At 69.3% G+C, this 12,849-nt stretch carries 9 protein-coding genes; 2 read left to right on the top strand and 7 right to left on the bottom strand.

The window, feature by feature from the left end:
• Positions 1 to 2 precede the first annotated feature (2 nt).
• The 3 genes from DQ384_RS20750 to fxlM all read right to left on the bottom strand — a co-directional run bounded on the left by DQ384_RS20750 (position 3) and on the right by fxlM (position 4,638).
• Positions 3 to 3,071, bottom strand: coding sequence for a lantibiotic dehydratase (locus DQ384_RS20750; RefSeq protein WP_114030506.1), 3,069 nt, complete (start codon positions 3,069 to 3,071; stop codon positions 3 to 5).
• A 78-nt stretch (positions 3,072 to 3,149) separates the two neighbouring features.
• A complete protein-coding gene (locus DQ384_RS20745; protein ID WP_114030505.1) occupies positions 3,150 to 3,347 on the bottom strand; it encodes an FxLD family lanthipeptide in 198 nt (65 codons plus the stop codon).
• Between the two features lie 55 nt (positions 3,348 to 3,402).
• Positions 3,403 to 4,638 carry a methyltransferase, FxLD system gene (gene fxlM / locus DQ384_RS20740; RefSeq protein ID WP_114030504.1) on the bottom strand — a complete coding sequence of 412 codons (1,236 nt, stop codon included), beginning with the start codon at positions 4,636 to 4,638 and terminating at the stop codon, positions 3,403 to 3,405.
• A gap of 634 nt (positions 4,639 to 5,272) precedes the next feature.
• Here fxlM and DQ384_RS20735 point away from each other — a divergent pair.
• Positions 5,273 to 6,448 carry a helix-turn-helix domain-containing protein gene (locus DQ384_RS20735; RefSeq protein ID WP_147268847.1) on the top strand — a complete coding sequence of 392 codons (1,176 nt, stop codon included), beginning with the start codon at positions 5,273 to 5,275 and terminating at the stop codon, positions 6,446 to 6,448.
• On the opposite strand, the gene DQ384_RS20730 is transcribed toward DQ384_RS20735, so the two are convergent.
• The 4 genes from DQ384_RS20730 to DQ384_RS20715 all read right to left on the bottom strand — a co-directional run bounded on the left by DQ384_RS20730 (position 6,425) and on the right by DQ384_RS20715 (position 11,027).
• The gene (locus DQ384_RS20730; protein ID WP_114030502.1) at positions 6,425 to 7,282 is read right to left on the bottom strand and encodes an alpha/beta hydrolase; all 858 of its coding nucleotides are present in this window, start codon (positions 7,280 to 7,282) and stop codon (positions 6,425 to 6,427) included. The two genes, DQ384_RS20735 and DQ384_RS20730, sit on opposite strands and share 24 nt — an antisense overlap.
• A 799-nt stretch (positions 7,283 to 8,081) precedes the next feature.
• Entirely contained in the window at positions 8,082 to 8,954 is an 873-nt protein-coding gene (locus DQ384_RS44215) for a GyrI-like domain-containing protein (RefSeq protein WP_425451476.1), read from the bottom strand.
• 160 nt (positions 8,955 to 9,114) lie between these two features.
• Positions 9,115 to 10,308 carry a sensor histidine kinase gene (locus DQ384_RS20720; protein WP_114030501.1) on the bottom strand — a complete coding sequence of 398 codons (1,194 nt, stop codon included), beginning with the start codon at positions 10,306 to 10,308 and terminating at the stop codon, positions 9,115 to 9,117.
• 149 nt (positions 10,309 to 10,457) lie between these two features.
• Positions 10,458 to 11,027 carry an ATP-binding protein gene (locus DQ384_RS20715; RefSeq protein WP_220183037.1) on the bottom strand — a complete coding sequence of 190 codons (570 nt, stop codon included), beginning with the start codon at positions 11,025 to 11,027 and terminating at the stop codon, positions 10,458 to 10,460.
• 229 nt (positions 11,028 to 11,256) lie between these two features.
• Here DQ384_RS20715 and DQ384_RS41350 point away from each other — a divergent pair, with 229 nt between their 5' ends.
• Positions 11,257 to 12,843: an NsdA family TPR-like regulatory protein gene (locus tag DQ384_RS41350; protein WP_181871310.1), complete on the top strand. Its 1,587-nt coding sequence runs from the start codon at positions 11,257 to 11,259 to the stop codon at positions 12,841 to 12,843.
• The last annotated feature ends 6 nt before the right edge of the window (positions 12,844 to 12,849 follow it).

Below are 12,849 nucleotides of genomic sequence, written 5' to 3'. Positions count from 1 at the left end.
CACTAAGCACCTGCCAAGGCGAGACGGCGCATTGCGGCCGCGCGGGTGAGGCGGATCGTCACCTTCTCGAACTCGGGATCGACGCCGAGGGCTCGCACGTGGTGGTCATGCAGCAGGGTCCGCAGAACTGTGGCGGGCGTGCGCTGCTGGGCGAGGGCGTGATGGTAGTCGGCCAGCACCGCATCGCGCGCCTGCCAGGCGGCGGCGACGGCTTCGCCGTCCGGCAGAGTGCGCACGGCCTGGTAGTCCCCGGTGGGATCACTCCAGTCGAGCGCCTGGTTGCGCAGCGCCCGATCCAGCGTCCCGGTCTGCTGCTCCAGATGGCGAACCAGCGTCCGGTACCCGATGAGGCGGTCGGGGGCGAACGCGGCGGCCAGGTGCGCCATGGACGCGGCGGCCAGCGCCTGACCGGACAATCCGGTGCTGGTGGCCATCGTGATCTGCGTGATGGCCGCTCGGGTGTCGGCCGCGAACACCTGCTCGGCCGCCGTAAGGGCCGCGCCTTCGCCATATCGGCCGGGCTGCTCGCGGTAGGTGGCCAAGGTGAGGTGCGCGGGCAGTCCACGCGCCTCCAGGTGGGCGGCGAGCGCGGCTAGGCGCGCCGCTACCGGTCCGTACTGGCGGGAATCAGTCAGGCGCAGGAACACGGCGAGGTGCTGGTCGGCGTCGAGCCGGATCATGTCTCGGTGTCGGCGCACCCACCAGCAGGTGACCAGGTCGGCGACCTCGGAGACGAGGGCGGGCAGGTGGCGGGTGAGGATGTCATCGAATCGCGCCGGGTTGCCCACCAGGTGGGCGCACAGCACCGGGGCATCGCCCGGTCGGAGAGCAAGACCCGGTGCTGTGGTGATCGGCAGGTGGCGCGGAGGCGAGTCGGTCGCGGTCAGCGGGATCAGCAGTTCGGCTGGCCGCCCGATCCAGCCGAACCCCTCCGGCGGGTGGTCCTCTTGCAGCTCAACTCGCCCAGCTCGCCCCAGCCGTGTCCGAAGGACGGCGCGGTCCAGTGGCTGATCGAGGTCGAGCGGGAGCCGGAGGTCCTCGTGGCACAGCAGGACGCGCGCCGGTGCTCGCCTCTGGTGTCGCCACGCCTGCAGGGCGGCGTCCCAGTCCTGGCCGACGCCGGGTTGCAGGTCGGCGGGGGTGAGGAGCCAGCGGGCGGCGGCCAGGATGGTGCGCTGGTAGCGGATGCGCGGCAGGTACGGCAGGGTGCGCGCGGCACCGTAGCTGAACGGCCGGTAGACCGCGCTGCGGGCGTCGGCGATCTCGGCGAGGAAGCGGGCCAACGGTGGTGTCTGCACGACGGTGTCCAACGCGTGTCCGGGCCGAGGGACGACGAGCCGACCAGTGGAGGACTGCACCAGGTGCAGGTGAGCGGCATCAGCGGTGACCGCCAGGTCTCCGACGTCGATTGCGTTGTTGCCGGGGTGCTCGCCCAGATGCACGACCTCGGGGACGAGCGGTGGGACGCGCGTGACGTTCTCGTTGTGGGGGCGGCGGGGTGGGAAGGACAACTGCGCCGCGATGGCACCGTCGTGGTGCCTGTGGGACGCGGCCAGCCGCGTCTGCTGGTCCTCATTCAGCAGGTGGGTGAATCGTCCGGCCATGCTGGTGCAGGCCCGAGGCGCGGCAACGACGCGCAGCCCGAACTTGCCGCGGTTGATCGCCTCGGTGGATGTGGCATGCAGGGCGACACCGATCTCCACACGCTGTGGCGTCAAGACGGTGTCGTGGTCACCTACCGTCAGGGCCGTGATGTCTGCGTCGGTAAGGGTGATCTCGGCTCCGGTCATGGTGGCTTTCTGAATGAGGGCCAGCAGGTGGGCATCTCGCTCGGTGAGCGTGCGCCAGGTGGGCCGGGCGCGGGGGGCACCGAGGTAGCCGGCGGGGAAGCCAAGCCCGGAGTCGGCCACCAGCTCTTTCACCGGAACGAGGGCGCCGGGGCCATAGCGAGCCAGGAAGCGGGCGTGGTAGTCCATCCAGGCGGTGCGGCCGAACGGCTCGGTGGACAGCCGCAGCAGGACGGTGGCGGCGCGTGCGGCCTCTTGCAGTACCGGTTCCGGGATGGTGATCCACGCGTCGAGGGCTACGTCGATGGCCAGACCCGTGGCCGGTCGAGAACCGGAGGCGAGCGTCGCCATGTGCGTGCTGGTCGTGGCGCGGATCGCGGCGGCCTGTTCGGGGTCGGCGACAGCGTTGTGGCGGGCCAGCAGGTCGCGGAGGTGTTCGAGGTCGCGCAGCAGCGCCGAGACCTCGGCCAGGTCCTCACCGCCAGCGTCGTGCAGGACATCGAGCAGATGAGACAGCGGGTCAGCGGCCGTCATCGGCGGACGCAGGTTCGTGATCAGGATGTGCTGGTCCACCAGCGTGTGTAGCAGCGCGAGGATCTTCTCCGCAGGAGTTTCCGGGAAGCACCCGGCCAGTTGAGCGGTGAGCTGGTCGAACCGGATCGGTGCCGTGGCCAACGTCAGCACGAGTCGCATGGGCCGGGTCAGACGTACCGACACCTCATGCCCGGAGTCGCGGGTGTCGCCTTGTGCCCGGGTGGCCACGATGAAGCGGCCGTTGCGGACGACGCCGAGGCTGTTGGCAATCACCGTCAGGTGCGGGCGCAGGCGTTGATGCCGCTCGATCTGGTCTACAAGGCGGGTGATCCAGTCTCCGTCCACTCGCGCGAACGCCTGGTGCCGGGTGCCGATCTCGGCATGTGCGGGCCCGATGTCGGCTGTGGCAACTCCGGCGAACAGCCCAAACGGAGTCGGGCGGCGCTGCCAGCGCAGCAGGTAGGTGGCGGTAGACAGGATGGCGCGGCGCACGTCGTTGGCCGAGGCTGTGGCAGAGTCGATCAGGGCGTTGATGCGAGTGGCCAGCGCAGGACTGGCGATCAGGAGGGCCTCGCGGACGTCGCCGCGTGCCCATGTCTTCGCCAGCCAGGCTCGGCCTTCCGGTAGGAAGGCGGCGGGATCGCCCAGATCCAGATCAAGATGTTCGGGTAGTTCGAGGTCGCCCTGGTCGGTGCTCGCTCGCACCACCACAAGGCCGGTGTGCTGGTAGCGCGGGGGAACGCTTACCATGATCCCCTCTCCTTGGTCGATCGGGAACCGCACCGCCGACGCCCAAGTTGTCGCTGGACGTCGGCGGCAGAGAGTGATTCAGGACGGGTCGTTGGAACTGGTGCTACACGCGCTGGTGCTGCATGTGGTGCCGCATCCGTCGTCGGTGGCGCACATCATGGTCACCAGCGGTGTGGTCGCCTCCACAACGCGCATGTCCAGCTCGAACTCCTCGTCGGCCACGCCGCCCGCCAGGTTCTGGATGTCGGTGGCGTCGAGGGTCAGCGATGGGGTCATCGGATCACACTCCTCACATTGGGTTGGGGGTAAGGCATCCTGGCTGAGCGGCTGGTCAGCCGGTGGGCCAGGAGATCGTGACAAGACCGTGGGTCTTGTTGAAGGTCGCCGTACCGTCCGGCAGGCGGGTGGGGGCGTTGCTGCCGGTCGGCCAGTAGGCGAACATCGGCTCTGCCCGGTTCCGGGCCCGCTCGTCCCACGCCTGAATCTGCTTGATCATTGCGGCCGCGGCCTCCTGGCCGTGCGGCCCGTACGCGCGTGCCCCGAATTCCACACCCGTGCCCTCCAGCGCGGGCCGCACCGACAGGTAGGCGAAGGAGTCGCCGTGTACGCCGGCGAACGGGAACCACGTCTTGCGCTCCTGCGCCAGCTCGGTTCCTTCCTGCGCGGCGAGTCTGCAGAAACCCGGCAGGAAGCTGGCGAACCACAGGTGCAGGTCGGCGAATGACACGCCGTTCTTGATGGTGACCCCGGACCATACTTCGCTGCGTTCGGTGGCCAGGACACCGTCCAGCAGGCTCGGGTTGTTGGGTGCCCTGTCGTCGAATCGCAGCGTGACCATGTGGCCGTTCGGGTCCGGCAACCGAAGTTCCTGATCGATGTGCTCCCCGGTGCCCTGCATCGGGACGAATCCGCAGACCACGGCGGATGTACTGGCCAAGTGGTTGTTGACGCGGCGGAACGCGATGGAGCGGCTGATGCCGTTCATCCGCAACGGCACCACCAGCGTGCCGTCCTCGGCCAACTGGCGCAGCCAGGCCGGAGCCAGGTCCCACGCGCCGACCGTCACGATGATCGCGTTGAACTTCTCGAACCCGGGAATCTCGTCCTCGGCGTCGATCGTGAGCACTGTGACGCGGTCGCCGTACCCGGCAGCTTCTAGGAGCGTCGCGGCGCGGTCGGTCACCTCCGGGTCGATGTCCACGGAGACGACGCGGCCTTTCGGCCCGACGATCTCGGCGATCATCGCCGCGTTTACGCCCCCTGAACCGATCTCCAGCACCGTCATACCCGACTTCAGTTCGGCCTGTTCCAGCATCGCGGTCTGGATGTATGCCGCGCTGACGGAGGAGACGGCCACGCCGTGCTCGTCCCGCTTGGTCACCACCGCGCTGTCGAGCTGGTAGGTCACTTCCAGCGGAGTGTCGGCAGGGACGAAGGCGTGCCGCGGCACTGCGCGGAACGCCGCTTCGACCGAGGCCGAGGTGATGAACCCGGCGTCCCTGAGCTCGCCCGCGAGCTTGCCCCTCAATTCAGCGGCCCGCGTCTCGTCGGTGGCCTTGCCGTTCACAGATGATCTCCTCGTTGTTTGTCTACTGGTCGGGTTTCACGGAGGGGCGGTGTAGCGCGGGTTCACGCTGGCCATGGCCGGTCATCGCTGTCCACTGGACACGCCGGGACAGCCACGTACCCCCACGCAGTGCGGCATGTCTCGCGGGGGGTCCTCGCGCCGCCGAACACCAGCAGCACCAGGACCACGGCCCTTCCTCGCCCCGTCCGGACTCCGGGGCGCAACCGCTGAGGGCCGGGCCAACGCGATGGCAGGCTCTCCGCGCTCGTTTGTTCACCCGAGCACTTCCAGCAGGAAACTGGGCGGTACGTGGACGATCTTGGGAGGGTGTGCGGGGATGGCCTCGGCCGCCGCCTGGCGGTGCTCATGAGACTCGCCCTTCGTGACTCCGCTGGGCTCGGATGGCTCTACGCTTCTGCATGGGTCAGGACCTCGATTCCTGATCAAGGCGCCGGAATTCCCCCCGGTGTTCGTCGCGCCGTGGGCCGGGCCGCCTTTGTGGTGAGGGCGCTGGTAGAAGCAGCCCTTAGGGATAGCGTTGTCAGCACCGCTAGTCAGGGTCTAGGCGTGGGCTGTCCGCAGGGTGTCCGCGAGTTTGCGGACACCACCGTGCGGACACGGTAAGGAGCACCGCGTGGGCATTGAAACGTTCGGTGAGGCGCTTCGACGTTTACGTGCCGAAATGTCACTCCGCGAGCTGGCTCGTGTGGCCCACTGCAGCAAGAGCTACATCGCCGATCTTGAAAACGGACGACGGTTACCGACCATGGCGGTCGCCACGGCACTCGACAAGGCTCTCAGGGCAAACGGTCAACTCGTGGCCCTGGCTGACCGCAGACAACGCGCCGTTGTCTGGCCAGCGGCAAGCATGGAGACGCTACCACCTGTCGAGGGGGTCATGACGGACCCTCGCCGCTACGTGGGCGGGGCCGTGGTGAAGGAACTACGCCTCCAGCTCGACGCAAGCAAGGCGGAGGATGGCACTCTCGGACCATCAGCGGCTCTGCCCAGAGTGCAGGCCGTGATCGCGGCCATGCAGCACTCCGTCCGCGAAGTTCACCCTCAGATTCGGCGGCAACTTCTGGCCCTGGGAGCGGAGGCCGCGGAGTTCATCGGCTGGCTGTACCGCGATCTAAGGGATTTGCCCACGGCAACGTACTGGTACGACCGGGCGGTCGAGTGGGCGCAAGAAGCTGACGACGGCCCCATGCAGGGGTATGTGCTGCTGCGCAAGTCCCAGCTCGCTTATGACCGGCAGGACGCCTTGAAGGTGCTGACGCTGGCGGAAGCGGCGCAGCACAGCAGCACGCGGCTCCCAACTGGGGTGCGGGCAGAAGTACTGCAACAGCAGGCGTTAGGCCTGGCCATGATGGGGGAGCCGGTGCGCGAGGTCGAGGTGAAGCTCGACGAAGCGCGCGGACTGCTGCCCGGCGTGCCGAAGGAGGAGCCGGGGACACTCGGCAGTTCCTTCACGGAGCACATGCTGTTGCTGCGCAGCAGCGCGTGCTTCACCGAGGCGGGCAAGCCCGCCAAGGCGGCCGAGATCCTTGAGTTGATCATCGCTGGCGGCAGCCTGTCATATCGCGACGTCGGCTACTTCCAGGCCCGTCACGCGGCCGCGCTGGCCCTGATCGGCGAACCCGATCAGGCGGCCACTCTGGGGCTCGCAGCGGCGCGCGTTGCGCGGGCCACTCGTTCGCGGCGGACGATCACAGTCTTGGGCGACGTGGTGGAGTCGATGGGCCGCTGGCAGCGTCGGCCGCAGGTACGCGCCCTGCAGGACTTCTTAGCTGATCGTCCTGTCGCGTAGGCGTCCGTTCCGCAGCCATTCGGCGACCGTCCGGATCACCGCAGCCTGCCATGCCTGGCTCTGGGGGTTGTGATATTGCAGATCGTCGTGGACGGCGAAGGTGTGCTGTGAGCCTTCGACCTCGACCAGGTCGCACGGGGCGGTGAACTGGGGCACGGCCGCTCGGGAGGACTCGATCGGCACGAGGGTGTCCTTGGTGCCGTGCACGATCAGGGTCGGGGCCTTGATGGAACCGAGGATGGTGTGCGGCTGCAGCCAGAAGACCTCGTTGAGGAGTGGTCGGCCGTGGCGCAGGGTGGGGGTAAAGGTGATGGACCCCTGCTCGGTGAGCTCGCGGGCAACGTCTTCGTCTAGGTAGTCGTCGTGCCAGTAGGGGCGGCTGTCGATGGTGCGCTTCTTGTAGTTGAGCTGAGGGTTGAGCAGTACCAACCGGGACACTTCGTCAGGCCGGTGAGCGGCGTAGTAGCCGCAGATGCCACCGCCGAAGCTCGTGCCGAGCAGGCTGAGTCTGGCGGCCTTGGTCGTCTCGCGGAGCTGCTGCAGCGCGGCGCGGATGTCGTTGAGGATGATCGAGAGGGTCAGTTCTTCTTGTCTGCCTTCGCTCTCGCCGTGGCCGCGCAGGTCGAAGCGGAGGGATGCCAAGCCGTGGTCGCCCAGTCCGTGGGCCATCCGGGTGAAGAAGCCGCTTTCGTGACGCGTCACCCCGCCGCCGTGGACCAGGACGACGGCGTGCTCTGGCGGTCCATCTGGTGCGACGAGCGTTCCGGCGAGCTGCTGGCCGTCGAGAGTCCGGAAGGTGATCTCATGCTCTGTTGAAGTCACCTTCAGCAGCATAGGCACGGCCTCGGACCGGTGGAAGCATTCGCGATGGTCCAGAGAAGGGGCGTAGTTCAGGGCGAGGTAAGCGGCACGCGTCGGTCTGCGACGTGGACCCGCTGCGGGTTGAGGAGGCGGCGCAGTAGTTGCACAGGCTGGCCGGCGTGGTCGTAGGTGATGCGGGTGATGTCGAGCAGAGGACTCCCGCGGCCGACGTCCCCTGTATTTCGTTGATCATCACTTTGGCCTTGGCCGGGAGACGTAGGGCGTGGGCGACCTCATCGGTCGCGGGCCTGACGCGGCCGATGATGGTTGTGAGGTGCTGTGCTTCCTGCCCGGCGGCACGCGACTGCCCATGCGGCAGGCTCGTCGCGGAAGCCGATGGCCATGGGGATCTCGACAATGACGGCTGGCCCGAGGACGATCATGCCCTTGTTGGCCACGCGTCAGATCAGGCCCTCCTCCTTCAGAGCCGGCATGGCGTTGGTGATGACGTGCCGGCTACAGCCGTGCTCCCTCATTAGGTTCCGCATCGAGCAGGAGCGTCTCGGCGACGAGGCGCGTCGCCTGCGCGAGATCGAGGAGGCCGAGCACCGTGCCGCCCTCTCCGAGCGGTGGGGCATCTATAGGGACGGCGCCGGCCGGGTCGTCTGGTTCGCTGTCAGATTCAGGCGGCCGGAGTCGATGGGCGTCGAACCTGGAGTCGGTCCGGAAGCCCGCGACGTGGTGTGGTCAGGGAGCACCCTGGAGGGCCGGGCAGACGGAGGAGGCGCCGGTGGTCCGGGACCGGACTGGGGCCCGGGCCGCCGGCGCGCTGTCATCCCTCAGTCCGTGGTCCGCTCCACGGGGATCCACAGCTCGGCGTCCGCCTGGGTCCCGTCCTGCGACAGCAGGGTGCGTGAGATCTCGGGACCCGGCCTGCTCCGGTACGGGTTGGACGGGAACCACTGCGTGAACACGTCCCGCCACAGGTACTGGAGCGCCTGCGGGAACGCGCCCGAGCTCTCGAACACCGCCCATGTACCCGCCGGACGTCGAGGGCGTCCATGTCCTCGGGCACGTCGGCGCCGGTCACGACGGCGTGGTAGTAGTCGAGCTCGGTGCCCTCCTCACGGCCGTCGCCGACCTGGTCGGCCACGCTGACGATCCCCTGCGGCTCCTGGTCGGACAGTCCCGCGATACGCCGCACGGTCTCCTGGTCGATGCTCCGGATGAACTCGACCATCGCGGGGTTCATCCCCTCGTGGACGAGCGGGACGCGCGCCTTCTTGCCCACCACACGGAACTCCTCCTTCTCCACGACCCGATACCGCATGCTGCCGCTCCCTTCGATGATGAGACGGAAGGACATCCGTGGCTGGGAGTACAGAGCCGCACCGGTCCGCCTGGCCTCGCCGGGGCCGATGCCGTGCACGGCGCGGAACGCGCGCGCGAACGCCTCGCCCGAGCTGTAGCCGTAACACACCGCGACATCGAGCAGCGTCTCCTCCCCCGCGAGCACCTGAGCGCCCGCGACGGTGAGCCGCCTGCGACGGACGTACTCGGACAGCGGGATGCCCGCCAGCGCGGAGAACAGCCGCCTGAAGTGGTACTCCGACGTGACGGCGATCCGCGCGAGCTCGGCCACCTCGATCTGCTGATCGAGGTGCCGCTCGATGTACTCCATGGCCTGGCTCAGCCGTTCCAGCACTCCCAGCCCTCCTTCCCTTTCCGTTCACCACGCTAGGTAGGACGTGACCCGCCGGACCCGACATCCTGTGCCCGGTGCGGTCGGGTACGGCGAGGCCTTCGCTCACAGGCGTCATGGGGCCACGCCCGTTGCCGGCCGGAAGACGGGGTGATCAGACCCGCTAGACCGAGACGCCCTTCTTGTACTTGGGGAGGCGGACGCTGATCTTGGCGCCAGCGCCCTGTGCCGTCTCGACCACCAGGCCGTACTCGTCGCCGTAGACCTGGCGGAGCCGCTCGTCCACGTTGGCGAGGCCGACCCCGCCCGCGCCCGAGCGCTCGTCGGGGTCGCCGGACAGGATGCGCCGCAGCCGCTCGGGGTCCATGCCGATGCCGTCGTCCTCCACGCTGATCAGGCACTCGGCGCCGGCGTCCTCGGCGAGGATCGTGATGCGGCCGACCCCGTCCTTGCTCTCCAGCCCATGACGCACGGCGTTCTCCACCAGGGGCTGAAGACAGAGGAACGGCACCGCCACAGGCAGCACCTCCGGGGCGATACGCAGCGTCACCCTGAGCTGGTCGCCGAAGCGGGCGCGCTCCAGCGTGAGGTAGCGGTCGATCGAGCGCAGCTCCTCGGCGAGCGTGGTGAACTCCCCGTGCCGCCGGAAGGAGTAGCGGGTGAAGTCGGCGAAGTCCAGCAGCAGTTCACGGGCGCGCTCGGGGTCGGTGCGCACGAACGAGGCGATCGTCGTCAGCGAGTTGTAGATGAAGTGCGGGGAGATCTGCGCCCGCAGGGCCCGCACCTCGGCCTCCATGAGCAGGGTGCGCGACCGGTCGAGCTCGGCCAGCTCCAGCTGGGAGTCCACCCAGGTGGCGACCTCCTGCGTGGCGCGGACCAGGCCCGCCGAGGCGTGGTCGCCGTAGGCCGCCAGTGAGCCCACCACCCGGTCGTCGGTGGTCAGCGGCACCACCACGGCGTACCTCACCGGGCACTCGGGCAGGTCGCAGGAGACCGCGTCGGGGCCGAGCACCTGGATGCGGCCGTCGCGCAGGGTCTCGGCGGCGTCGGCGAAGGCGTTCTTGGCGTGGTGGTCGCCCGCGCCGTCGTAGACCAGCAGCTCCTCGCCGTTGGTGATCGCGATGGCGGGCGAGCCGAGCAGCTCGCGCAGGTAGCGCGAGGCCTTCAGCGCCCCCGCGGCCGTCAGGCCCGCGCGCAGCGGCGGCGCGGCCAGGGAGGCGGTGTGCAGGGTCTCGAAGGTGGCGCGCTCGGCCGGGCTGGTGCCGAGCTCGCGCCGGCCGCGCAGCACGCGCCACAGCACCACGGCCGGGACTCCGACGAGGACCAGCAGCACGGGCACGGCCAGGAGCGGTTCCACGCCGCCGGAGCCTACCCGACCGTCCCGGCCCCAGCACCCGCCGATAATCGCCGGCCCGCCCACCCGCCGCACGGACGGCTCACCTGACCGCTCACCGCCCGGCCCCGCCTCCCCCGGTCCACCCCGCCGTCCCGTACGGGCAACGCCGATCACGGCCTGCGTGCGAGGTAGGCCCACACTCTGTGCCCAGTCGCCGGGGCGCCCTGGAAACCGGTCCGTTCCGCCAGGGCGGTCACGATGGCCAGCCCACGCCCGCCTTCCGCGCACGGGACGTCCGCCTGGCCGTGGCCGCCGAACCGCGGGACACCGGCCCCGCCGAGGTCGTAGACGGTGACCAGGACGCTCGCGGCCGCCGCGGGGCCGCCGAGCGGTTCACGACGGGGCGAGGTGAGGATGATCTCCACGGTGAAGTGACCGCCCGGGGATCCGCTGCGGGTGTGGCGGACGGCGTTACCCGCCAGTTCGCCGACGACCAGTTCGGCGTCATCGGCGAACGGCGTGCCGCCGAGCAGGAAGCGGGTGAGGCGCCTGGCCTCCGCGGCCTGGTCGAGCGCGCCGGGGAAGGCGCGCCGCCAGATGAGGATCTCCGGGCCGGTCCGTACGGCCTCGTCGACCGGCAGGGCGCGGGAGGAATGACCGGCCTGCGGCAGGCCGGGCGAGGTGACGGGAGCGGCGGCCACGCGAGGCACCTCGTCGCCGGGGTCGGTTGTGATGGACACGAGCCACAACGATCGACGATCGGATGCACCTCGCCGATCCCACCTTCCACCAGGACGATCTTTCAACCGGGACCCCCGGTGACGTGCGCGAACACATGCATCCGGCTGGTCACCACCCGCCAGGCGCCCTGCGTGATGCCCCAACTTCATCATTCTCTGTAGTCAAGGAGATACTTTCCGTATAAGTTCTGTGCTCCGGGAACTGTTCGAGCCGGGGAGGCACACGGCCATGTCGGGCGAGGGAATCCACATCCTGCTGGAATGCCGGCGACGCGGCGAGGCGCTGCGCGCCATGGGCTACACCCATGACCAGATCGCCGACCTGTTCTCGGTCTGCCACGATGTCAGCCCGCTACGCCTGTACCGCTACGCCTACGGGCTGACCGCCGCCGAGGCCGCCGCGCGGTACAACGACCTCGACCCGGCGGGCACCGCCGCGCTGCGCGAGTCACGGCTGTACGAGTTCGAGCACTGGCCGCAGCGTGGCATGCGCCCGACCGCCCGCACCATCGCCCTGTTCGCGCACGTCTACCAGACCACCGCCCGCCGCCTGGTCGGCGACCGGGTCTACGCCTCCTACAGCGTGCGCGACCGCGACCTCATCGACCGCACCGACCACCGTTCGTCCCTCAGCCCCCAGCGGCCCTCTGCCGTCCCGGCCGCCCTTCCCGGGCATGTCACCATGGGTGAGCAAGTGGAAGCGGCACGCCCGGCGATCCCGGTTCCCGGCTACAAGGACTGCGCCGCGCTGCTGCGTGCCCTCACAGCCGAGGAGGCCGATGTGAAGCGCCGTGACCTGCTCTTCGAACTGGCCCTGGCGCTCGGCGGCGCCCCCGCCCTGGTGCTCCTGCGCCACCTGTCCCCACCGGAGAAAGACCGGCTGGCCACCGCCATCCGATCCGCTACTCGGGTAGACGCCGCCACCGTGGAGCTGATCGAGAAGCTCACCGCCCGCTGCCGCCGCCTGGACGACGAGTTCGGCCCCGCCAGGGTCCTGCCCGTCGTGGACGGCCAGCGGGCCCTCGTCGCCGACCTGCTGCGCCGCGAGTCGCTCCTCCCCGCCCTCCGCGACCGCCTCATCCGCGCCTACGCCGAACTCAGCCAGCTCTCCGGCTGGCTCCACCACGACCTCCTCGACCACACCGGAGCCCGCCAGCGCTACCGGGAGGGCCTGACCGCCGCCCACCAGATCCGCGACCCCACCCTCATCGCCTACCTACACACCTGCCTGGCGAACATGTCACGATTCCTGGGCCTTAACGGCGAGGCTCTCGACCACATCTACGCCGCCCAAGGCTGGGCACAGAAAAGCCCGAGCACCCTGCTCCGATCGGTACACGCCGTGGACCTCGCGCGGATCCTGGCCGCGAACGGCAGTGCCCGCGACAGCGAACACGCACTCGTCCTGTCGCGCCATCTGGCCGAACGGCCGAGAACCGAAGCTGATCCCGCCTACCTCTACTGGTGGACGGCCGCAGGCGTCGAACGGCACACGGCGGCCTGCATGGTCGCCTGGGGACGTCCGGACGACGCGATCCGTACGGCAGAACGAGCCCTGGCATCGGGCATGCGCAAATCCGCACGCGGCAGAACCCTGCTGGAGTACGCCGAGGCCCTGATCGACAAGCGGGAAATAGCCGCCGCCACCGACAAGATCGGCCAGGCGGCCCAGATCACCGTAGGGCACAGCTCCGGACGCCTGGCCGACACCGTCCGCCAGACCCGCGCCCGCCTCGACCCATGGGCGACCAACAAACACGTCCGCACCCTAGACGAGGAACTCGCCTCCCTGGGCATCCCCCTGATCGGCAGGTGACAGGGC

The organism is Sphaerisporangium album, assembly GCF_003323745.1.
In the GTDB taxonomy this organism is placed as follows: domain Bacteria; phylum Actinomycetota; class Actinomycetes; order Streptosporangiales; family Streptosporangiaceae; genus Sphaerisporangium; species Sphaerisporangium album.
This window is presented reverse-complemented; position numbering and strand designations above follow the sequence as displayed.